Origin of the sequence: Paenibacillus oleatilyticus (genome assembly GCF_018998565.1) — a bacterium.
GTDB lineage: Bacteria > Bacillota > Bacilli > Paenibacillales > NBRC-103111 > Paenibacillus_G > Paenibacillus_G oleatilyticus.
Genome location: NZ_JAHNZO010000022.1, coordinates 26,462 through 48,276 on the forward strand (window position 1 = coordinate 26,462; position 21,815 = coordinate 48,276).

Sequence of the window (21,815 nt, forward strand, 5' to 3'; positions counted from 1 at the left end):
TTCCCAGGAGGAGATTTAAAAAGGAACCAAGTCAAGGTTCCTTTATCTTTACGTCATATATTATTAGGATACTCAAATCTTCTGGTACAAGTTTTAGGGGACTCATTTCCCGTCCTTCGTCCGTCGGTAGACGGAGAAGCGGTCAACGGCGTAACCGATGATCGTCCACGAAAGAACGGTGAGCACATAAAGCGGCCAAGGATTGATATTGGTGTAGGTGAAGATCGGGTAAAACCAGGCGGGCACGCTGAGCGAATAGAAGAGCAGATACACCGGATCGTATTCGTGTCCGATATAATGGATAAAGCACAGCACAAGGCCCACAATGGTCAAGATTTTTGTATATTTATAGCGCATCGGTTGCGCCTCCTTTGTCCAAGTTGCAGAGGAAGCAGGCTCCCCACCGATTAACCATCCGGAAGGGAGCGAGCTGGGGTTCAGCCGCGAAACAGCTTTTTCCACTTGCGGTTATGGTTCGTTGTTTCCGGGAAGGGATCTCCCTTTTTCAAATTGACGATCTTCGGATTGTTGATGCCCATATGAAAGGCATTCTCACCGACTTCCATATACTCGCCGTCGTTCGGCGCTTTGTCTCCCGGACGGAACTGACTCCATTCCCCCACAACAAGCCACCTCCTGTACTGAAATCTAATGTTAGATTTTCCATAAAGCTTCGGAAGCATGCGGGCTAATAATTGCCAAAATACCGCATAAAAAGGGGTGCAGCTTACGGATTTTGCTTGCGTTGCGTGCTCGATTTTGCTATAGTATTATGGTGCGAGTTTGGATATTATCAATTCTCGCTCCTTGCTCCTGACGGTACAAGCCGACTCGGGGGCCGTTAGTCCAAAAGGAGGTGGCAACATGCGCAAATACGAAGTGATGTACATCATCCGTCCTGACCTGGAACAGGAAGCTGTTCAGGCTACGGTGGAGAAGTTCCAAAACATCATCAACAACGGTGGCGAAATTACGAAACACGACCTGATGGGTAAGCGCCGTCTTGCGTATGAGATCAACAAGCTGCGTGACGGTCATTATGTGTTGGTTCATTTCAACGCAACCAATGAAGTCATTAGCGAGCTTGACCGCGTAATGAAGATTTCCGACGAAATCATTCGTTACCTGATCGTTAGAGACGTAGCTTAAGGCTTCGTGCCGTAATTGAGTTTTGTTGACAACGAGCATCGTCAGACGATGCGGCCGTTGCAACGATCCGGGAGGGAATGCGGATGTTGAATCGTGTAATTCTGATCGGAAGGCTGACACGTGATCCCGAATTACGTTATACGCCGGCAGGTGTAGCTGTAACCCAGTTTACGCTTGCGGTAGACCGCCCCTTCACAAGCAACCAAGGGCAGCGGGAAGCGGATTTCATTCCGGTCGTAACTTGGCGCCAGCTTGCGGAGACTTGCGCAAACTACCTTCGCAAAGGGCGTTTGGCTGCAGTCGAAGGCCGTATTCAAGTACGCAACTATGACAACAATGAAGGCCGTCGCGTCTATGTGACGGAGGTCATTGCGGACAATGTGCGTTTCTTGGAATCTGCTAACAGCGCAAACCGTGATGATAGCGGTATGGGCATGAGCGGCGGCGGTGGCAACAGTGGCGGCGGGAACCGCGGAAGCTACGGCGGAGGACGCGAACAACAGGATCCTTTCCAGGATGACGGCAGACCGATCGACATTTCCGATGATGATTTGCCGTTCTAGCGATAGAGCGGTAGGACAATCTACGTAGAAAGGACTGAAAACAAGTGGAACAAAGAGAGAGACGTAATCCGGAAGAGCGCGGCGAAAGAAAGTTCGGCGGTCGCGGCAAAAAAGGCGGCAAGCGCCGGAAAGTGTGCTACTTCACGGTTAACAAAATTACGCACATCGACTACAAAGATATCGAAACGCTCAAGAAGTTCATCAGCGAGCGCGGTAAGATTCTTCCTCGTCGTGTGACAGGTACTTCCGCTAAATATCAGCGTATGCTGACCGTTGCGATCAAACGCGCGCGTCAAGTAGCACTGCTGCCTTATACAACGGAATAGAAAGATTGGAAAAAAGACAGCTGGCATCATGCCGACTGTCTTTTTCTATATCTTCTTCAAGATGCTCTTCAGATCCTGCATGCCTAATCTGAACCGGAGGACGATGAACCTTGATGCATTATGGCCTGCAAAACATGTTCTACAAATACATATGGTCGGCAAACTGGTGGAATCAAGGGGCGAAGGATGCAGCGGCTTCTCATCTCGACCTTCGCTGCCAAAAGCGCGATAGCGCTGCGTTTCAAGCGCTGGTCAGCTCGGACCGGAACGAGTTCCTGCTTACGATCGGCGGGGAAGCGATCCTGGGCAAAAGCGGCCCGATTAAGATCGTACGCTGCGAGGTAGAGACTGACGCGCCATGTGAGGTAGAGATCAGGCTGATCGGCCTGATCGAAGACGACGATCGGACGCTCAAGTCCGATGTGCTGCTGGAGGACCGGCATGCCTATGTGCAGAAACGGAAAATTCAACCGCTTTGGATTGAGCTGCATGCAGGGGAGTCGGCCGCGGCCGGAACGTACGGCGGGAAGGTGAAATTTTACGCGCATTCGATGTTCGAGGACGAGGTGCTGGAGCGGGAGCTGACATTCAGCTTGACGATCGGCGAACGCGTGCTGCCGGACCCGCGGAACTATTCGTTTTACTTGGATCTGTGGCAGCATAACTGCAATATTGCCCGCAAGTACAATGTAGCCTACTGGTCGGATGAGCATTTTGAGATCCTGGACTCCTACCTGTACAGCTTAGCCCAGCTCGGGCAAAAGGCGCTGACCCTGATCGTCTCCGAGGAGCCGTGGTGCGGCCAGCGCTCGTTCATCGACGCGGAACCGTCCGATTTGAACGAATACAGCATCGTGCCCATCGTGAAACGCCGTTCCGGCGAGTTCACGTACGATTTTTCCCGGTTGGACCGGTATGTCGAGCTTGGGGAGAAGCATGGCATTCGCGAGGAACTGGAAATTTTCGGCCTGATTAACGTCTGGGAGCACGAGGAGGAAGGCTTCGGAAGCATCGTGCAGGGTTACCCCGATGCCATTCGAGTTCGTTATTACGACGAAGCAGAGGGAAGCTACAAGTTCATCCGTGATCAAAACGAGCTTGCGGCCTATGTGCAGGCGCTGGAGCGGCATTTTATCGAAAAGGGATGGATCGATCGGGTGCGGGTCGTAGCCGACGAGCCGGAGGATTTCGATTTGTTTGCCAAACGGATGGCGTGTCTTCGGGAGATGGCGCCTGCTTTCCAATACAAGGCGGCGATTCATCAAAGCGAATTTATTCGCAAAGGGGTCCAAGGCATCGTCGATTATGTGCCGATTCTGGACTGTGCGGCGGGCGAGTTCGAGCAGCTGATGCAGGTGCGGTCGGAGGCGAGAGGACGGATGATGTATTACGTCTGCTGCGTGCCGGACAAGCCGAATACGTTTATCAGCTCGCCGGCGATCGAATCGAGGGTCATTCCGTGGCTGGCGGAAAGGCTGCAGATGGACGGATTTTTGCGGTGGAATTACACGGTTTGGCCGGATAATCCGCTGGAAAAGCTGTCTTACCGGCCATTGCTGTGGAAGGCGGGAGACACGAACTTCGTCTATCCCGGCAAAGGGGGCCGACCGCTGCTATCGCTTCGTTACAAATGGCTGCAGCGGGGGATCCGGGATTTCGAGTACATGCAGCTGCTCAAGCGAAACGGGTTTGAGGAGCGCGTAGAACAGGCGCTGCAGCGCGTTTTCAAGTTCGACCATCCGGCGCAATTATGTCCCGGTTCGGGAAAAACGGCAGAGCAATTATACAGCTTTCATCCGGAGGATTACGATCGGCTTTATATGTAAATGGTGCCAACCACAGGCTCAAAGGCTTGTGGTTTTTGCTTATTCTGGCGCGTCCGGCATGATTTTTCTTCGGGGCTCGTATCATGATATGATGGAAGGGATGACCGCCCGGCCTCGGGGGTCAAGTAAGAGGAAAGTAGGGAGATCCGTTGAATATTGCATTTTTCCTTGTCCCGAAGGACGATGTCATTTATTTTTCCCCTCATCATACGATGCGTCAAGCGTTGGAGCGTATGGAGTATCACCGGTATTCGGCCGTTCCGCTGGTGGACGATCACGGCAAGTATGTCGGCACGATTACGGAAGGGGACTTGCTCTGGAAGCTGAAGCATTCGCCGGAGATCGGCTTCGAGAATGCGCATAAGGTGCAGCTCAAAGACGTGCCACAGCATATGACGATCCATCCGGTGCGAATTAACCAGCAGATGCAGGATCTGATCACGCTGGCTACCAACCAGAACTTCGTACCGGTACTCGACGACAACGAGGTGTTCATCGGCATTATTCGCCGCCGCGAAATTATCGATTATTGCTTCAAGCTGTGGCAGTCGGAACAAAAGGTGTAAAAATGTGTTATAATTAACGAAAGCGTCTGGGGTAAGGGGAGAAGCCGCCATGTCCAATCTGGATCGTGACGTCGATTTGGCGAAACGGGCCAAAATCATCGAATGGCTCAAAACCGAACTGGTCGATCAGCTGGCTCATCTGCTGAAGGGCATGTGGGAAGGCAGCCATGCCAAAATTCTCGACGGGCTGTCCAGTCTTATCGCCTGCTGCTATATCCTGGGAAGACGGCTTGGCATCTCTTCGCGCAGTTTGGATGAAGCGGTATTGGATAAAATGAAAAAGCACCGCGAAGAAGGACATCAATTGGAAGAGTGGTACGGCGACATATCCGCTGTGGAAGATCATTTGCGTAAGAGGTGAACTGCTTGGAAGGAAGCCAAAAACCGCGTATGCTCGGGTGGAGCATTGCGTATATCATTTTGCTTTTATCGATCTTTTTGCCGCCGCTGAGCTTGATTACGGCCGCTCTGCTGATGGTGCCGGTGCTGATCATGTATGTGAAGCTCGGAACCCGCCGGTTTTTGGTTCATTACGTCGTTAGCCTGGCTGTCGTATATTTCATTGCCTCGCTGCTTGCCGGATGGCTCGGGGCGCTGCTCGTCTCGGTGTCGATCTTTTTCCTGCCGCCGGTCATTCAGATGGGCAATCTGTACAAAAAACGGGCCGCGGCGCGAACGGTGCTAACGGCAGGAACGCTTACCTTGCTTGGCGAGCTGCTGCTCACTCTGGTCATTTGTTCCATGTTCGGCCTGAATCCGGTCGGAAACATGAAACGGTTTATGATGGAGAGCGTGCAGACGCTGCCGGCTCAGGTGCAGAGCATTATGGCCATCGACATGGACACTTTGGTGCAGCTGATGGTACAGATGCTGCCTCTGTATATGATCGGCTTTTCGCTGTTCTACGTCGTCATATCGCACTGGCTGGCGCGCAAGGTGCTGGTACGTTCGGGGGAGTCGATCCCGGCGTTTAAACCGATTAAGGACTGGATGCTGCCCAAATCGTTCGTCTGGCTGTATCTGCTTGCGCTCATTCTGGAGATGTTCGTGAAGGATTCGCGATCGATGATCTTCACCGTGCTTCTCAATCTGCTTCCGCTGCTGATGGCGGCGTTTGCGATTCAGGCGATAGCTTTTTTATTTTTCGTTGCGCATGTAAAACGATGGAACAAAACGCTGCCGATTGTGGGCATTCTTCTTCTGCTGTTCTTCCCGCCGGCTTACTTTATGTTCAGCTTGCTGGGCGTCTTCGACGTAGCTTTTCCGATCCGCGACCGCATGACCAGCAAATGACTTATCTTAGGGATTAGGAGCGAATGAAATGCCGAAGTTCCTGTTGAAGCGTTGGCACGGAATGCATATCGTATGGATTTTTGCGCTGCTTACGGTGCTGATCCTTATTCTTTTCATGTACTCGTGGATCATCAGCGTGATCGCGCTGGTTCTGTGCGGCATTCTGGGGTACTACACCTTGCAGGCGGAACAGGCGTTCCGTAAGGAATTGAACGAATACGTCAGTACGTTGTCCCATCGGGTCAAGCGGGCGGGAAGCGAGGTCATCCACGAGCTGCCGCTGGGGATTCTCTTGTATAACGAGGATAAGATCATCGAATGGCACAACCCGTTCGTCGCGAAAATGCTGGGCAAAGATTCGGTGATCGGCGAGTCGGTCAACGAGATGTTTCCCGTGCTCAAAACCCGCAAGGACAAAGAGCTCAAGCTTGAGATGACGATCGACAAGCAGATTTATGAAGTACAGGTCCGCCCGGATGAGCGGCTGCTTTATTTTACGGATATCACGGCGCTGAAATCGCTGCAGCTCCGCTATGAGGAAGAGAAGCTGGCGATCGGCCTCGTCATGATGGACAATCTTGACGAGGCGACGCAGGGGCTGGACGACCAGACGCGCAGCATCATGATGGCCAAAGTGACGGGCGAGATCACCGAATGGGCGCAAAAGCATCAAATGTACCTGCGCCGGACGGCGTCTGACCGTTATTTGGTCATGATGGATCAAAAAGGGCTGAAGGCGCTCGAGCAGTCGCGCTTTGAGATTCTCGACGAGGTGCGGGACATCACGATCGAGAACAAGCTGCCGATGACGCTGAGTATCGGTATCGCCTCGGGCACATCGTCGCTCACCGAGCTCGGCCATTGGGCGCAGACGAGCCTCGATATGGCGCTCGGGCGCGGCGGCGATCAGGCGGCCGTGAAGGTCGGAGAGCGGCTGTCGTTCTACGGCGGCCGGACGAATGCGATCGAGAAGCGGACGCGAGTGCGGGCCCGGGTCATTTCCCACGCGTTGCGGGACTTGATCAAGGATTGCGACAAGGTCGTGATCATGGGGCACCGGATGCCGGACATGGATGCGATCGGCGCGGCCATCGGGGTGCTCAAAATGGCGCATGTGAGCAACAAGGAAGGCTATATCGTGCTGGAAGGGATCAACCCGTCCATCCAGAAGCTGATGGAGACGGTATACGAGGACGAGAAGCTGAACCGGTGGTTCATTACGCCGGATCAGGCGATGCAGATTACGAATTCGCGCACGCTTGCGGTCATTGTCGATACGCACCGGGCCTCGATGACGCCGGAGCCGCGGCTGCTGCAGCTCACGCCGCGCAAAGTGGTGGTCGACCACCACCGCCGCAGCGAGGACTTCATCCATGATGCCACGCTCGTCTATATGGAGCCGTACGCTTCATCTACCTGCGAGCTGGTGACGGAGCTGCTGCAATATTTCCACGAGCGGCTGACGATGGGCGTGCTGGAGGCGACGGCGCTGCTGTCCGGCATCATGGTCGATACGAGAAGCTTCAGCCTGCGCACGGGCGCGCGGACGTTCGAAGCCGCGTCGTTCCTGCGGCGGAGCGGAGCCGATTCTTCATTAATCCAGCGGCTGCTGAAGGAAGATCTGGAGCATTACATTCAGAAGGCGGACGTGATCAAAAACGCCGTCGTCATCTTCGACCATATTGCGCTTGCGGTGAATGAGCCGGGACGTAAATATTCACAGTTGCTCATTGCCCAAGTTGCTGATACATTGTTAACTATGACAGGAATTATGGCGTCGTTCGTCATCAGCGAGCGGCCGGACGGCCTGATCGGCATCAGTGCACGGTCGCTCGGCGAGATGAACGTCCAGGTCGTGATGGAGCGAATGGGCGGCGGCGGCCACTTGACCAATGCGGCTACGCAATTGGAAGGTACGCTTGCGGAAGCTACGCAGCGGTTAAAGCAAATACTTAGCGAGATTCATGCGGAGGAGGGGTTGTTCGAATGAAAGTCATTTTGTTGAAGGACGTCAAAGGCCAAGGAAAGAAAGGCGAAGTGAAAGAGGTTTCCGAAGGCTACGCGACGAATTTCTTATTTAAACAGCAGTTGGCTGCACCGGCCAGCGACGCGGCGATGAAGACGCTGGAGCAGCAGAAGAAGGCCGAGGATCGTAAAAAAGCGCAGGAGAAAGCGGACGCGCAGGAGCTCGGCAAGAAGCTCGGCGAGCTGACGGTTCAGCTGAAAGCGAAATCCGGAGCGGACGGCCGCTTGTTCGGTGCCGTATCGAACAAGCAGGTAGCAGAAGCGCTGGAGAAGCAGGGGATCAAGCTGGATAAGCGCAAAATCGTAATGGATGAGCCGATCCGTACACTCGGCGTGACCGAGGTAGTCGTTAAGCTGCATCCGGAAGTGAGCAGCAAGCTGAAGGTTCACGTGGTGGAAGAATAGATCGGCTGGACCGATGAATATATGGTATTTTGGGGAAATGACAATGCAGGAGCGGGCGGTGAAAGACAGCCGGCTCCTGCGTCGTTATAAGGCAGTATCCAGTGGGGAGGATAACGGATGAACGAGAGTTTGTTTATGGATCGCATCCCTCCGCAAAATTTGGAAGCCGAGCAGGCGGTGCTCGGCGCTATTTTGCTTGACGGTGACGCGCTGGTCACGGCGATGGAGCGGGTCACGAGCGACGACTTCTACCGCGGGTCGCACCAGCGCATCTTCGAAGCGATGATCGAAATTGCGGAGGCGAACGAACCGGTCGATTTGATCACGCTGACGGCCCGGCTGCAGGATAAGAAGCAGTTGGAGGAAGTCGGCGGCATCAGCTATTTGTCGGAGCTGGCCAATGCGGTGCCGACGGCAGCCAACGTCGATTACTACGCGCAGATCGTGGAAGAGAAGTCGATGCTCCGCCGCCTGATCCGCGCCGCGACCCAGATCGTCACGAACGGGTATTCCGGCGAGGACGAAGTGGGAACGCTACTCAGCGACGCCGAGCAGCGGATTATGGAGATTTCGCAGGCACGTTCGGGCTCCGGCTTTATTGCAATCAAAGACGTGCTGATGGAGGTTTTCGACAAGGTCGAGTTCCTCTTTAACCAGAAGGGGAGTACGACGGGAGTCCGTTCCGGCTTTGCCGATCTCGACAAGATGACGTCCGGTTTCCAACGGTCGGACCTCATTATTGTAGCGGCGCGTCCTTCGGTAGGGAAAACGGCCTTCGCCCTGAACATCGCGCAGAACGTTGGGGTACGGGAGAAGGAAACCGTGGCCATCTTCAGTCTCGAGATGGGCGCGGCCCAGCTCGTGCAGCGGATGATTTGTGCGGAGGCGAATGTGGACGCCGGCCGGATGCGGACGGGCTTTCTGGAGCCGGACGACTGGGAGAAGCTGACGATGGCGATCGGATCGCTGTCAGAGGCGAATATCTACATCGACGATTCGCCGTCCGTTACGGTGGCGGACATTCGGGCGAAATGCCGCAGGCTGAAGAAGGAGAAGGGCCTCGGCATGATTCTGATCGATTACCTGCAGCTGATTCACGGCCGTGGGAAGGGCGACAACCGGCAGCAGGAAGTATCGGAAATTTCGCGTACACTGAAGCAAATCGCGCGTGAGCTGGACGTGCCGGTCATTGCGCTGTCGCAGCTCAGCCGGGGCGTAGAGCAGCGGCAGGACAAGCGGCCGATGATGTCCGACCTTCGGGAATCCGGTTCGATCGAGCAGGATGCCGATATCGTGGCGTTCCTGTACCGGGACGACTACTACGACAAGGAATCCGAGAAGAAAAACATCATCGAGATCATTATCGCCAAGCAGCGGAACGGTCCGGTCGGAACGGTGGAGCTGGCGTTTCTTAAAAATTACAACAAATTCGTCAATCTCGACCGGTCGCACCAGGAGATGGCAATGGCGCGTTAACGGCTTGGCAGCTTCCGGGATGTGGTTTGTTGCACGGGGAACATTTTTTTGCGGAAGTTGGTTTAAGCTAGCATAAAGGACGGCATCCTGCGGTAGAATACGCGCAGGTGCCGTTTTTTTTGCGATAGGAAGGGTTGGTTTATGTTTTCCGAACAATGATGGGCAACGGATTATAATTGTTCGTTTTTATTGACTTTGCGCTGGTCAACTGCTAAACTAGTCATGGTGCGTTGCACCGTAAAGGCTAATATTAGGTGGTTTCCCACCTCACGGGGGTAGTGAAGATGTCAACGGTAGTGGTTGTCGGAACCCAATGGGGAGACGAAGGAAAAGGAAAGATTACCGATTTTCTGGCAGAGTCCGCTGAGGTTGTCGCGCGCTATCAGGGCGGGAACAACGCAGGACACACCATTCTCATTAACGATAAAAAGTATAAGCTGACGATGATTCCTTCCGGCATTTTTTATGAAGATAAAGTATGCGTCATCGGCAACGGGATGGTTATTAATCCGGGTGCGTTGCTTGAAGAAATCCGCTATATTCACGAGAACGGCTTCTCGACGAACAACCTGCGCATCAGTGACCGCGCGCATGTCATCATGCCGTATCATTTGCTGCTCGACGGGCTGGAAGAAGAGCGTAAAGGCGATAACAAAATCGGCACGACCCGCAAGGGGATCGGCCCTTGCTATATGGACAAAGCGGCGCGCAACGGCGTCCGGATCGCCGATCTGATGGATGCGGAAGAATTCGAGAGCAAAGTGCGTCGTCTCGTCGCCGAGAAGAACACGCTCATCGAGCAAGTGTACGGCTCCAAAGGGATCGACGCCGACTCGATCATCCAGGAATATCTGGGATACGCCGAGCAGCTTCGTCCTTACGTCACCGATACGTCGGTCGTCTTGAACGATCTGATCGACGACGGTAAGAAGGTGCTGTTCGAAGGGGCGCAGGGCGTCATGCTCGATATCGACCAAGGTACGTATCCGTTCGTTACTTCGTCGAACCCTTCGGCGGGCGGCGTCTGCATCGGTTCGGGCGTCGGTCCTTCGAAGATTCAGCAAATCATCGGCGTGGCCAAATCGTATACGACGCGCGTAGGCGACGGTCCGTTCCCGACGGAGCTGATGAACGAAACCGGCGATTGGATTCGCGAGCGCGGCAACGAGTACGGTACAGTAACCGGCAGACCGCGCCGCGTCGGCTGGTTCGACAGCGTCGTCGTCCGTCATGCCCGCCGGGTGAGCGGCATCACGGGCTTGTCCTTGAACTCGCTTGACGTGCTCGCCGGTCTGGAAACGGTCAAAATCTGCACTGCCTATACGTACCGCGGCGAGACGATCAGCCATTACCCGGCAAGCCTGAAAATGCTGGCCGAGTGCCAGCCGGTGTACGAAGAGCTTCCGGGCTGGAGCGAAGACTTGTCCGGCGTTCGCAAGCTTGAGGATCTGCCGGAGAACGCCAGACGTTACGTCGAGCGCGTGTCCGAGCTGACAGGCATTCCGATTGCGATCTTCTCGGTTGGCCGCAACCGCGAGCAGACGAATCTGGTGAAGCCGATTTATTAATTCGGAAGTTGAAATAGGGAACCCCTCGAACCGTTCTTGACTCATGACGGTGGCGAGGGGTTTTTCATGCGCGCATTTGCATTTTTCCCCGGCGTCCCCGGTTGATTTCCCAGAAAAAGGTCAATACTGTGAATACAGTAGCAGAAGGCAAGATGGGAGATGTCCGGGATGAAATGGCTGATTGGGATCGCCAAGCTGGCGGTCAGTGCGGCGGTTACCTCGCTTTGCTGTGTGGCGCTGACGTTTGCCGCTGCCAATACCTATGTGGACTTATTGCTCGACCAATATCATATTCCGCGTCCGGCCGGCCAAAAGATCGAATGGAGCGCCTTTATGAGTCGGTTCACGGCGCAGCTGGGGCTTGGCGCGGGGGGCGGGACTGCGAAGCCTAAAGACTTGGCGGCTTCCGTGCCTCCAGCCGGCGGCAATCCGTCTTCCTCTTCGGAAGCCGGCACGAAAGAACGCACGCAGACGGAAGGCAAAACGACGGCTCCTGGCAGCGGCAAGGCGAACGACGACCCTTATAGGGTGCCGGAGGATGCGGTCGCCGTCTGGAGCCGCCAATCCGGGAAAGCGAGCAGCAAGCAGGACAGTCTCGCGGAGCAGGACCGGAAGGTCGTGGTCTCGAGCGAGGAAGTGACGAAGAAGAAGGAGCAGTTGTCCGAAGCGGACAAGGCGAAAATCTTTTCCCTCATGGTCTCGCGCGTGCCGCAGGAAGACATGCAGACGATATCGAAGCTGATGGAGGACGGCATTACGGCCGGCGAGCTGAAGGAAATCGAGCGGCTTCTCCAAAAATCGTTGAAGTCTGACGAGTATAAGCAATTGATGGATTTAATTCAAAAGGAAACGCCCTGACGAGAGCAGGGCGTTTATTTTTTTCCTCGTTCGGAGTTACCCTATTCAATAGCCCCCCCGAAGCGGGTCACCGTGTCTTCGGCCTGTCGAATCCGTGATGATTCGACAACGACCTGCAGCAAGCAGCCGGGACTTTCGGCTATTGACAAATGGGATAGTCCGCCGCCCAGAAGGGATGTTGGCATCGGCTGATGCGGTTCCACAACCGGCTCGATCTGGAGATCGACGACGCCCTGCTTGCGCAGCGCATCTATGGCTTGCTGCAGGTCATGTTCGCTTCGGAAAGCCGCCGTAAAATTTTCCATCGATTGTCTTCACACTCCTGTCACTTTCTCCACCTTCATGTGGGATAAGATACGATTTTGTTGAAATCGGCAAAGTCAATGTGGTAAATTTATAAAGTAGTTTTTTAACCCATTGGATTATTGTCCCTTTTTTTAGTGTTTTTATGTGCACATCGTAAGCGAACCTGAGAACGTACGCCCAGACAACATGAGACTATAGACTTAGAGAGAAGAAACGTGTCATCAGGAAAAGCATCGCATCCGTCGGTCTTAAGACCGGGGAAGCTGAGGTTCGAATGCGGCAAAAAACGGCTTAAAAGGAGAAGAAAATGAAATTTTTCAAAGGAGCGGATCGACTCAAAGGCCTGTTGGACAAGCTTCGCACTCTAAGGTCTGAGGATCGGTCAAATAATTTGGACGAAAGCGTAAAGCCAGCGGCGGTGTCGGAAGTACCGGGAGCGACAGCGCTTGAACGGATGAAAAACCGAATTATTTTACATAAATGGATGGTCATCAAATCCGTATCTGCGCTGGGCTTGATGGCGGCGGTTGTGGTTAGCGGACATGAATTGGTCGAAGCCAATATGAACGATTATTATCAGGTATATGCGAACGGTGACCTGATCGGAATCGTATCCGATCCTTCCAAGGTCGAGGAATATAAGCAAAAGAAGCGGGAACAGCTGTCCAAGAACGAGGCCGATCTTCGGATGGTCGTAACGGAACCGAAGCTCGAATTAACGCCTGAAAGGGTTTTCAGCCACAATGGGAATGACCAAGCCGTGCTCGATAAGCTCGGGGGCTATTTCTCCTCGTACCCCGTAGGCGTGCAGCTTGTGGTGGACGGCAAACCGATGGGGATCGTAAAGGACGAAGCGACGGCGAAGACGGTGCTGGACCAAATCAAGAACAATGCGATCGCATCGATGCAAACGAAGAAGATGTCGGGGCGCGTAAGCATCTTGTCGGCGTCGCCCGCGGCGGGTACGCCCGTGCAAACGGAGCTGCAAAAAGCGGACTTCGTGCAAAAGGTCGATTTTCAGGAAGTGAAGATTGAGCCGAAGCAGCTGGTGAATCCGGAGGACTTGCGCAAAAAGTTGGAGACCGGCGATGTTCAGCCGACGAAATATACGGTGGAGAAGGGCGATTGCGTCTCGTGTATCGCAAAGAAGCTGGATATTCCGAAGCAGGTCATTTATCAGAACAATCCCACGATCAGCGACGATATGATCAAGGTCGGCCAGCAGCTCGACCTGACGGTCTTGAAGCCGACACTTGCCGTGCGGACGGTCGAAAAAGTGGTGGAAAACCAAGAGATCGCCTACGAGACCGAAGTGAAGCAGGATGACAATATGCGTCTCGGCGAGTCCGAAGTATTGAGTCCCGGCAAGAACGGTCTCAAGAAAATGACCTATCAACTTACGAAAGTAAACGGTCTATTGGAGGCAGAGACGGTCTTAAGCGAAGAGATCGTTCAACAGCCGGTCAAAGCCGTCGTGAAGAAAGGCACCAAAGTGATCAAAGGCGAAGGAACGGGCAAATTCGCTTGGCCGGTACAGTCGGCATCGATTTCAAGCACATTCGGCACCCGTTGGGGCGCGTTCCATAAGGGAGTCGATTTGACCGGCAACCGCAACATTATGGCGTCGGATAACGGCAAAGTCGTGTTTGCCGGCGAGAAGAGCGGATACGGCAACTGCATTATCATCGATCATATGAACGGCTACCGCACGCTGTACGGCCATTTGAACCAGATCAATACGAGCGTCGGCAAGATCGTCGAGAAGGGCGAGAAGATCGGTTATATGGGCAGCACCGGAGATTCGACGGGCGTGCATCTGCACTTCGAGGTGCAGAAGAACGAAACGCCGGAAAATCCGCTGAAGTATTTGAACCAATAAGAAGGCTAGAGAGATAGAGGGGCATGGAAGTCGCAGGAAACCTGGGCTTCCGTGTCTCTTTTTGCTTCAGGATGTGGTAAAATAATAGAATAGCTTACCATGGATAGGATATCGTTGACATTCGGCCGCGTGAAGCAAGGAGCGTAGTACGGATGCAACGCAGTCTCTGACAGGCGGTGAACGAAGCATGGCCAAAATTCTCGTCGTCGACGATGAACAGCCGATTGCCGATATATTGAAATTCAACCTGGAAAAAGAAGGCCACGAGGTCATCTGCGCTTATGACGGTGCAGCAGCCGTGGATCTTGCTTATTCCGAAGAGCCGGACCTGATTCTGCTCGACCTGATGCTACCGGTCAAGGACGGTATGGACGTCTGCCGGGAGGTGCGGGTGAAGCTGAACACGCCGATCATCATGCTGACGGCCAAGGATAATGAAATCGACAAGGTGCTCGGGTTGGAGCTTGGAGCCGACGATTACGTGACGAAGCCGTTCGGCACGCGCGAGCTGTTGGCCCGGGTGAAAGCGCATTTGCGCCGTCATACGAAGTCGGCAGTGCCGGCGGCAGCCCAAGCGCAGCCGAACGAAGAAGAAGCCCGGCAAGGGCTGCGTATCCAGAGCTTGTTTATCGATACGGACATGTATGTCGTGTATAAGGACGACGTTCCGCTCGATCTGACGCACCGGGAATTCGAGCTGGTGCAGTACATGGCCAAGAACAGCGGCAAAGTCATGACGCGGGAGCATCTGCTTCAAGCGGTATGGGGCTTCGAGTATTTCGGCGATGTGCGGACGGTCGACGTGACGATCCGCAGACTGCGCGAGAAGCTGGAGGACGATCCGAGCCGTCCGGAGTACATTATTACCCGGCGCGGGCTGGGGTACATGATGCGCAATTCGAAGGCAAGCGCCGGCGGCTACTAAGCAGAGGCCGAGCCGATGAAACCGATCCGTTTCTTCCAGTCGATTCAAGCCAAGCTGATTATTATTTATTTGCTTCTGATTTTGGTTGCGCTCCAGCTCATCGGGGTTTATTTTATCAAAACGCTGGAAACGTCGCTCAAAAACGAGTTTATCGAGAACCGGAACTCGCAGGCGCAGCTGCTTGCGCAGTATGCGGAGACGTATCTGACGGAAAATCAGGAAAATAAAAACTCGGATACGACCAAGAAATCGTATGCCGATCTGAACGATTTTGTAAACAGCCTCTTCGCGACGAGCAAGGCGGAAATCCAGATTATCGATGCGAACGGTGTCGTGCTTACGACGACAAGGCCGATGAACCAATCGGTCGTGAACAGCAAAAACACGCAGACCGAAGTGACGCGGGCGCTGCAAGGCATTAAGGATAACCAGCGTTTGTTCACCGACTTCGACGGCGTCCGCAAAATGATTATCGCCAAGCCGATCGGCTCGGGCGTCAAGGTGCTTGGCGCCGTATATATCATTGCCTCGATGGACGATGTCTACAAAACGCTGACCCAGATCAACAACTTCTTCATCTCCGGCACGTTAATCGCGCTCGCGCTTACGGCGGGGCTCGGCGTGATTTTGTCGTCTACGATTACAAATCCGATTAAGGCCATTACGAGACAGGCGACAGCCGTAGCCGAAGGCCGATACGAGTACGAGGAAAAAATCCGGGTGATGGGCGAGGACGAGATCGGTCAGCTCGGCAATACGTTCAATTTCATGATGGAGCGGCTGCGCGAGGCGTTATCGCTGAACGAAGAGGAGAAGGAAAAGCTCGCTTCGATCTTGTCCAACATGAACGACGGGCTGATTGCCACGGACGATCACGGGCGGATTATCGTGATCAACCGGCGGGCGAAGCAGATCCTGCAGGTCAACGAGGATACGACGCTCGGCATGTCGCTTGGCGAGCTGCTCGGAATGCAGCAGGAGAAGATGCAGGTGCTGGAAGGCACGGAGGATCATTCGACGATGCTGCATCTGTATCATGAGGGCGAGGAAGATCCGCTGTTCGTCAAAGTGACGTATACGACGATTCACAGCAAGGGCAAAGGCTCCGCCGGGACGATTGCGGTGCTGCAGGATGTCACCGGTCAGGAGAAGCTCGATCAAGCGCGCCGGGAATTCGTAGCGAACGTATCGCACGAGCTGCGGACGCCGCTTACGACGATTAAGAGCTATCTCGAAGCGCTGGAGGACGGAGCCTTGGAGGAGCCGCAGCTTGCAGGCAAGTTCGTCAATGTGGCGAGGAACGAAACGGAGCGGATGATCCGGCTCGTCACGGACCTGCTGCAGCTGTCCCGGCTCGATTCGAAACAGGCGATTATCAGCAAGGAAACGACGGATGTGACCGAGATGCTGGAGGAAGTGGCGGACCGCTTCTCTTTTCAACTGGAGCAGCGCATGATCGCCATCGAAATCGACGTCGAGAAGCACGTGGGCGAAATTATGCTGGACCGCGACCGGATCGACCAAGTGCTCGACAACCTGGTCTCCAATGCGATCAAATATACGCCGGAGGGCGGACATATCCGCATTCATGCGGGCCGGAGAGAACACGCCGTGCTGGAAATTTCCGTGCAGGATAACGGCATTGGGATACCGCGCAAAGATTTGAGCCGGATCTTCGAACGCTTCTACCGGGTAGATAAAGCCCGTTCCCGCAGCATGGGTGGGACCGGTCTCGGCTTATCGATTGCCCGGGAAATAGTGAAGGCGCACGGCGGCGCCATTCAATTGGAGTCGGAGCTCGGGCAAGGGACGAGGGTAACGTTCACGCTGCCGTATCAACAGGAGGAGGCGGCCGTATGATCGAGAAACTGAAAACCGCCGCGCTGACGCTGCTGGTGCTGCTCAGTCTGCTGCAAAGCTACCTGCTGGCTTACAGCTACCCGAAATACGACCCGGTCAAGCCCGAGGAATACGTGAAAACCGACATCCTAGGCACCCATGCGTCCTTGAAGGATATGCTGTTTCCGGATCAGCTGGTGCTGCATCTGGGCAATCAGCAGCATACGGTGCTCTACCCAAATACCGTGAAGTACAATGAAGTGATGGAGATTTTGAAGCAGCGGTTTTTGGAAGGGTTCCGAAAGACGAACGTCGCTTCGCTCGGCTTTAACTGGGACGATGTGCGGAATAAGCAGCAGGGAGTCGAGATCCGGTTCCGCGACGGGCTGCCGATGAACGTTCTGCAGGAGATTATGCAGCTAAAGGGCGATCTTCAGGGCGAGAACGACTTGATTACGCGCATCTGGATTTTTGCCAAGGATACGAACGAGGTCCGAGCGATTCTGTTTACGGATACGGCGAATACGGTATACGAAGCGATCAAAGCCGACTTTACGGTAAAGGATATTGAGAAGTTCGTACAGGCGGACGAATCGTTCACCCCTTATAAGGCGATGAACGGAGATTATTATTTGCCGATGAAGCCGCTGGCGATCCCAAGCTTCAAGATGACGTATACGCAGTTTACGGCGGATCAATTGAAGCGTACGTTTTTTGTCGATCCGACGCTGACGCGCAATGTGACGGAGCGGGACGGCTCGGAGATTTATACGGACGGAAAGCGCGGGCTGAAGCTGAGAAACGAGCAGCACTGGATGACGTATACCGATCCGGTGGCCGCGACGGAGAACAACAAAGTCGATTTGCGCGAGAGCTTGTTGTCGGCGGTGCAGTTCATCAACCAGCATGGGGGATGGAACGGCAAGTACGGGGTACAGAAGGTTCCGCAGCGGCTGCTGCCGGGCAGTCAGCAGTATGTGTTCCGGCAGTACTACGATTCGTACCCGGTCATCAATACGCGCAACGAGAATACGGGCTTTATGAAAATATCGCTGCAAAAAGGCATCGTAGCCAGCTACGAGCGTTCGCTGCTTACTCCCGATCTGCGAAGCTCTGTCCGCACCGAAGTGCAGTTGGCGGGAGGAGAGCCGCTGGAGCAGAAGCTGGCCGCGTTCGCTAAAAAGGCGCGGGTGTATTCGATCTTCCCAGCTTACCGCATGGTCGTGACGGAGCAGGCCATGCTTCTTGTTCCGGCCTGGGTGGCCGAGCTTCAAGACGGTTCGTACGAATTTTTGGACTAAGGAGGATGCCGGCATGGAATGGGGACGGGCTAAAACGATATTGATATTGTCCTTCCTGCTGCTGAACGTGGTGCTCGGCATCCAGCTGTGGTCCAGCCGTGCGGACCTTCTTGATCTGGAGGCGAACGCGATCGGAGCGGCGGAGGAGATTCAAAGGCTGTCGAAGAGTAAAAATATCCAGGTGCCGCCGGATATTCCGAAGGATGTGCCGAAGCTGCGGGAAATTGTCGTCCGGTTCGACGATAATTTCAATCCGGAGAAGGCGGTACCGTTGGCGGCGCCATTCAAATTCGACCCGTTGATCAGCAAGGGCTCGTTCCGGGACGTACTGGCGAGAACGGGAATTCCAAAGATCGAGTCGTACCAGTTCGATCCGATGACGAGTCTTGGCGGTACTTATGTGTTTCATCAGTTGTACGGCACGCTTCCGATGTTCGACGTGCAACTGAGGCTGTTCGAGAAAAACGGGCAAATCACCTCTTACCAGCAAGGTTATGTGGAGGTGCAGTCCGACGTGCAGCAGAAGGAGCAGAAGGTCATTACCGCCTACATCGCTTTGCGGAGTCTGATCGAGAACTATTTGCCGTCGGGAGCGGTCATTACGAGCGTCCGGCTCGGCTATCACGGACAGGTGTACAATTCGCAGACGTTGAATATGTGGCCGTCCTGGCGGGTGTCGCTGGGGAATGCGGACGGAGACGTGTATTACGTTCATGCTTTGAACGGTGCGGTGGAAGGGCCGCAGAAGAGCAAAAAGTAAGCGGCTAAGGAGTTTTGAACATGGGGATACGGTTTTGTGTGCTGGGTAGCGGCTCGACGGGCAACGCCACGGTCGTTGCGACCGAAGAGGGCAAAGTGCTGATCGACGCCGGGCTCAGCGCGAAAAAGATAGATCAGCTGTTGAAGGAACGGGGCATGTCGGCCAGCGAGCTGGATGCGATTGTGGTGACGCACGAGCATGCCGATCATATTAAAGGGCTGGGCGCGGTTGCGCGCAAATATGACTTGCCCGTCTATGCCAATGAGAAGACCTGGGCCGAGCTCGACCGGCAAATCGGCGAGATTGCGGAGGAGAACCGCTGCGTGATGAAGACGGGGGAAATGCTTGAATTTGGCTCGCTGCAGGTGGAATCGTACGGCATTTCGCACGATGCGGCGGAACCGGTCGGCTACTGCTTTTATCACGAGGAAGAAAAGCTGAGCGTCGCGACGGATCTCGGTTACATGAGCTCCAAGGTGAAGGAGAAAATTCAGGACAGCGACGTGCTCGTCCTGGAGTCCAATCACGATATCGAGATGCTGCGGATGGGCCGATATCCGTGGAACATCAAGCGGCGCATCTTGAGCGATGTCGGTCACTTGTCCAACGAAGCGGCCGGGATCGGCCTCGTCGACGTGATGACGGCGAAGACGAAGCGGGTGTATCTCGCGCATCTTAGCCGGGACCACAACCTGATGGATTTAGCCAGGCTGACCGTGAATAGTATGGTAGAGGAGCGGCTCGCTCCGGACGATCATCGTGCCAAGCTGATGGACACGTATCATGACAGGGCGACGGAGTGGGACGTGTTGAAGGACGATTAGCCGTTCCCGGGACGAGGCAACGGGGATAGAATGCTTTTGGAGCCTCGATTAAGGATCGGGTCGGATTAAGCGCTGTACATATGTGGTTCGATCAGGATGGCGCATGGTGAATCGCAAGGGCGGCTCAAGCGAAGCTTGCCGATGTCGTGTTGGGGAAGCTCTGTGTTGTTCGGCGATTTGCGGCGTATGGCCTTAATGACGGTGACGATTGCCAATGCCAGTCGGGAGTGTGGACTGGTCGGACGCCTCGAGCGTGTGGACTTTGGAGGCTAATTCTTGAGCGGTGAGTAACCCTTTTTCCAGCAGCAGCTCGAGAATGGCTCCCAGTAAAAGGGAGTTCCGGTAATGGTCTTCCTTGAGGTCCGCAAGCTTGGCGATCCAAGCGACTTCATCCAGATGGGACGATATGCGGCGGTTCGACATCTCCATCATCCTTCCTTGATCAGGTGCAGGCTATGTTCTTATTCTAGTCTAGCTTTAGGGAAATCATTCCTCTTTTTTAGTTTTTGAGATTGCCAGATTTTAAGGTACAATGGATATAGCAGATTTTTCGGCCTCGGATGGGGTGCAGAGCGGGGATGGAACAGGGGGCGGCAGCGGTGAGTTTGTTTGACGACGATTTTTATTCGACGAAGGCACCCCGAAGGGAGACTTGGCGCTTGCCGCCCGGCCGGTCCGGTGTCAAGCTGCCGACGTGGCTGCTACCGGCCGTTGGCGGCGCTGTTGTCACGGCAGGTTTGTTCATGCTGTTCGATCGGGGAACAGGGCATGATGTGATGCCGCAGGCGGTTTCAGTGATGGCCGCGCCGTCTCCGGGAGCGTCCACCGGCGGAGGCGTCGACACCGAGCGGCTGACGAGCGATTCGGTGGTAGGCGCGGCAGCGAAGGTATCGCCGACGATTGTGAGCATCATCGGCTCCCGTCGGGAGGGAGAGAAGGAAAACGCACGCGGCGGTGCGGTGGGCCTCGGTTCGGGCGTTATTTTTGCCCGGGCGGGGGATCAGGCGCGCATTGTAACGAACAACCACGTCGTGGAAGGGTTCCAACAGCTAGACGTCATTACGATCACCGGCGAGCGGCGTAAGGCGACGTTGGTCGGGCGCGATCAGATAACGGATCTGGCCGTACTGGAGATTGACGGAAGCGGGATCAAGCAGGTCGCCGAATTCGGCGATTCGGATGCGCTCAAGCCGGGCGAGACGGCGTTAGCCGTAGGCAATCCGCTCGGACTCGGATATGCGCCGACGGTGACCCGGGGCATTATCAGTTGGCCCAAACGGACGATTCCCGTATCACTTGGCAAGGACGGCGAGTTTGACTGGGAGATGGAGGTCATCCAGACGGATGCGGCCATCAACCAAGGGAACAGCGGCGGCGCTCTCGTGAATCTGGACGGCAAGGTCGTCGGCATCAATACGCTCAAGGTCGCCGATATGGGCGTAGAGGGCCTCGGCTTCGCGATTCCGATCAACCAGGCCCAATCGATCATCGAGACGCTGATCAAGGATCATAAAATCAAGCGTCCTTACATCGGCGTGGTGACGCAGGATTTGCAGTCGTATGCGGGTATCGAAAGCTTGAAGCTGCCGTCGGATGTCAAGAAAGGCGTTCTGGTGATCGAGGCCGTCGGTCCGGGCAAGGACGCAGGACTGAAAACAAGCGACGTCATCGTGGAGCTGGACGGCAAACCGGTTGACGGTACGCTGGCGCTGCGCAAGTACATTTATGGGCACAAAAAGATCGGAGAAAAGCTCGCCGTTACGTATTATCGGGGAGCGAAGAAGAACACGGTTCAGGTCACGCTGGCTGAGTTAAAGGATCGCTAATGGGATTAGGGAAAGCTGTAAGTCTCGGCCGCTTTTGGGGAACAATGAAAGTAGAGGCCGTATAGAGCGAAACGGTGTGCAATTTTATAAGGGTAAAAAG

23 protein-coding genes are annotated in these 21,815 nt (G+C 54.7%); 19 read left to right on the top strand and 4 right to left on the bottom strand.

Annotation, left to right across the window (positions count from 1 at the left end):
* Positions 1-102 precede the first annotated feature (102 nt).
* Positions 103-357, bottom strand: coding sequence for a hypothetical protein (locus KQX66_RS24505; protein ID WP_216795446.1), 255 nt, complete (start codon positions 355-357; stop codon positions 103-105).
* A gap of 80 nt (positions 358-437) precedes the next feature.
* Positions 438-623 (bottom strand): YjzC family protein, encoded by a 186-nt coding sequence (locus tag KQX66_RS24510; protein ID WP_163852889.1) that lies wholly within the window; start codon positions 621-623, stop codon positions 438-440.
* A gap of 241 nt (positions 624-864) precedes the next feature.
* On the opposite strand from KQX66_RS24510, the gene rpsF reads away from it, so the two are divergent.
* The 12 genes from rpsF to KQX66_RS24570 all read left to right on the top strand — a co-directional run bounded on the left by rpsF (position 865) and on the right by KQX66_RS24570 (position 12,055).
* The gene (rpsF, locus tag KQX66_RS24515; protein WP_036691811.1) at positions 865-1,149 is read left to right on the top strand and encodes a 30S ribosomal protein S6; all 285 of its coding nucleotides are present in this window, start codon (positions 865-867) and stop codon (positions 1,147-1,149) included.
* Positions 1,150-1,232: 83 nt separating this feature from the next.
* Complete coding sequence (gene ssb / locus KQX66_RS24520) at positions 1,233-1,712, top strand: single-stranded DNA-binding protein (RefSeq protein WP_025849854.1); 480 nt, start codon at positions 1,233-1,235, stop codon at positions 1,710-1,712.
* A gap of 44 nt (positions 1,713-1,756) precedes the next feature.
* Positions 1,757-2,038: a 30S ribosomal protein S18 gene (gene rpsR / locus KQX66_RS24525; protein WP_010501571.1), complete on the top strand. Its 282-nt coding sequence runs from the start codon at positions 1,757-1,759 to the stop codon at positions 2,036-2,038.
* Positions 2,039-2,151: 113 nt separating this feature from the next.
* Complete coding sequence (locus KQX66_RS24530; protein WP_216795512.1) at positions 2,152-3,864, top strand: DUF4091 domain-containing protein; 1,713 nt, start codon at positions 2,152-2,154, stop codon at positions 3,862-3,864.
* A 149-nt stretch (positions 3,865-4,013) separates the two neighbouring features.
* Positions 4,014-4,430, top strand: coding sequence for a CBS domain-containing protein (locus tag KQX66_RS24535; protein WP_054975162.1), 417 nt, complete (start codon positions 4,014-4,016; stop codon positions 4,428-4,430).
* Between the two features lie 49 nt (positions 4,431-4,479).
* Positions 4,480-4,791, top strand: a complete 312-nt coding sequence (locus KQX66_RS24540; protein ID WP_216795447.1) for a MazG-like family protein — start codon at positions 4,480-4,482, stop codon at positions 4,789-4,791.
* A 5-nt stretch (positions 4,792-4,796) separates the two neighbouring features.
* Positions 4,797-5,723 carry a DUF2232 domain-containing protein gene (locus KQX66_RS24545; protein ID WP_253957415.1) on the top strand — a complete coding sequence of 309 codons (927 nt, stop codon included), beginning with the start codon at positions 4,797-4,799 and terminating at the stop codon, positions 5,721-5,723.
* 28 nt (positions 5,724-5,751) lie between these two features.
* Positions 5,752-7,713, top strand: coding sequence for a DHH family phosphoesterase (locus KQX66_RS24550; RefSeq protein ID WP_216795448.1), 1,962 nt, complete (start codon positions 5,752-5,754; stop codon positions 7,711-7,713).
* Positions 7,710-8,153: a 50S ribosomal protein L9 gene (gene rplI, locus KQX66_RS24555; protein ID WP_127462024.1), complete on the top strand. Its 444-nt coding sequence runs from the start codon at positions 7,710-7,712 to the stop codon at positions 8,151-8,153. Before KQX66_RS24550 ends, rplI begins: the two co-directional genes overlap by 4 nt.
* 117 nt (positions 8,154-8,270) lie before the next feature.
* Positions 8,271-9,629, top strand: a complete 1,359-nt coding sequence (gene dnaB / locus KQX66_RS24560; RefSeq protein ID WP_025849860.1) for a replicative DNA helicase — start codon at positions 8,271-8,273, stop codon at positions 9,627-9,629.
* A 284-nt stretch (positions 9,630-9,913) separates the two neighbouring features.
* Positions 9,914-11,197, top strand: coding sequence for an adenylosuccinate synthase (locus tag KQX66_RS24565; RefSeq protein WP_216795449.1), 1,284 nt, complete (start codon positions 9,914-9,916; stop codon positions 11,195-11,197).
* A gap of 168 nt (positions 11,198-11,365) precedes the next feature.
* Positions 11,366-12,055, top strand: coding sequence for a hypothetical protein (locus tag KQX66_RS24570; RefSeq protein ID WP_216795450.1), 690 nt, complete (start codon positions 11,366-11,368; stop codon positions 12,053-12,055).
* A 41-nt stretch (positions 12,056-12,096) separates the two neighbouring features.
* Here KQX66_RS24570 and KQX66_RS24575 read toward each other — a convergent pair whose 3' ends face one another.
* Positions 12,097-12,360, bottom strand: a complete 264-nt coding sequence (locus KQX66_RS24575) for a hypothetical protein (RefSeq protein WP_216795451.1) — start codon at positions 12,358-12,360, stop codon at positions 12,097-12,099.
* 308 nt (positions 12,361-12,668) lie between these two features.
* Between KQX66_RS24575 and KQX66_RS24580 the strand changes: the two genes are divergently transcribed.
* The 6 genes from KQX66_RS24580 (at position 12,669) to KQX66_RS24605 (ending at position 19,889) form a co-directional block, all read left to right on the top strand.
* The gene (locus KQX66_RS24580; RefSeq protein ID WP_216795452.1) at positions 12,669-14,240 is read left to right on the top strand and encodes a M23 family metallopeptidase; all 1,572 of its coding nucleotides are present in this window, start codon (positions 12,669-12,671) and stop codon (positions 14,238-14,240) included.
* Positions 14,241-14,427: 187 nt separating this feature from the next.
* A complete protein-coding gene (gene yycF / locus KQX66_RS24585; RefSeq protein WP_216795453.1) occupies positions 14,428-15,165 on the top strand; it encodes a response regulator YycF in 738 nt (245 codons plus the stop codon).
* Between the two features lie 15 nt (positions 15,166-15,180).
* Positions 15,181-17,025 (top strand): cell wall metabolism sensor histidine kinase WalK, encoded by a 1,845-nt coding sequence (walK, locus tag KQX66_RS24590; RefSeq protein ID WP_216795454.1) that lies wholly within the window; start codon positions 15,181-15,183, stop codon positions 17,023-17,025.
* Positions 17,022-18,305 carry a YycH family regulatory protein gene (locus tag KQX66_RS24595; protein WP_216795455.1) on the top strand — a complete coding sequence of 428 codons (1,284 nt, stop codon included), beginning with the start codon at positions 17,022-17,024 and terminating at the stop codon, positions 18,303-18,305. Before walK ends, KQX66_RS24595 begins: the two co-directional genes overlap by 4 nt.
* A 13-nt stretch (positions 18,306-18,318) precedes the next feature.
* A complete protein-coding gene (gene yycI / locus KQX66_RS24600; protein WP_216795456.1) occupies positions 18,319-19,065 on the top strand; it encodes a two-component system regulatory protein YycI in 747 nt (248 codons plus the stop codon).
* Positions 19,066-19,085: 20 nt separating this feature from the next.
* Positions 19,086-19,889 carry an MBL fold metallo-hydrolase gene (locus tag KQX66_RS24605; RefSeq protein WP_054975149.1) on the top strand — a complete coding sequence of 268 codons (804 nt, stop codon included), beginning with the start codon at positions 19,086-19,088 and terminating at the stop codon, positions 19,887-19,889.
* Positions 19,890-20,081: 192 nt separating this feature from the next.
* On the opposite strand, the gene KQX66_RS24610 is transcribed toward KQX66_RS24605, so the two are convergent.
* Positions 20,082-20,312, bottom strand: coding sequence for a hypothetical protein (locus KQX66_RS24610; RefSeq protein WP_216795457.1), 231 nt, complete (start codon positions 20,310-20,312; stop codon positions 20,082-20,084).
* 176 nt (positions 20,313-20,488) lie between these two features.
* Between KQX66_RS24610 and KQX66_RS24615 the strand changes: the two genes are divergently transcribed.
* Positions 20,489-21,715: a S1C family serine protease gene (locus KQX66_RS24615; RefSeq protein WP_438804210.1), complete on the top strand. Its 1,227-nt coding sequence runs from the start codon at positions 20,489-20,491 to the stop codon at positions 21,713-21,715.
* Positions 21,716-21,815 lie beyond the last annotated feature (100 nt).